This is a genomic window from Bartonella sp. AA2SXKL, from assembly GCF_042197205.1.
Classification (GTDB): Bacteria; Pseudomonadota; Alphaproteobacteria; order Rhizobiales; family Rhizobiaceae; genus Bartonella.
Map to the genome: position 1 here is coordinate 1 of NZ_JBHIRN010000116.1, position 766 is coordinate 766.

Here is a 766-nt window from a genome sequence, read left to right on the forward strand (position 1 = left end):
GCGGAAAAGAGATTGTTTCGGCAATCTATCCGCTGTGTATTCAAGGTGTTTCTTAGGCACCTGATTCGACAATAGACATAATACTGACATGTTGTCAAACAAAAAATTAAAATATTGACGAGCTTCATGTCCTTTATCATTACGTTCGATCATGGAAAGGTGTTTAGCCATGTCTAAGGTAATGTGGGATTCTTTTACCTTTCCACCGGTTTCTAAATTTTTAGAAAGCGTTATAAAGTTTATGTTTTCCAAAAACTTACATTCTTTAATGCGATTTTTAATCCAGTCATTAAAGCGGGCTTTTATCTCTAAAAATGCATGCAATTCGCGTGCATTGACTGTTTGAACAATCTCTTGTCCAATTGCTTGTTCTGATATTTTAATGAGAGTCATTGTAAACTCCTTGTGGGTTAGATGTTTGTTAATGACACTCGAAAAGAGTGCCGGGTGCTAACAAACACGGCCACAAGCCCGTCGCTATGCTTTTCCCATTAAGGGTATTTTATGGCATAGCTACACCCGACAAGCCATTTATATGCTATACGCATATAATGAGTCAAAGCTTTTAATCTGCGGAAAAAAGACTGTTTCGGCAATCCACCCGCTTATCGTCAAGGTGTTTTTGAGGCACCTGATTCGATTATTCATATTGTCGCTACATTGTCAAGCGGCTTTCGAGATTTTTTACATTTTTGCTAATTTGATTTATCTATCTTCCTCATCCATATGGATTACGCCTTCGCCTTCATCACATGCGTTAGTGGGG

Annotated in this window: 1 protein-coding gene; it reads right to left on the reverse strand. The window is 38.3% G+C overall.

The window, feature by feature from the left end:
* Nucleotides 1-393 (reverse strand): antA/AntB antirepressor family protein (locus tag ACFINS_RS10145; RefSeq protein ID WP_375706195.1); only part of this gene is annotated, 393 nt, incomplete at its 3' end.
* Nucleotides 394-766 lie beyond the last annotated feature (373 nt).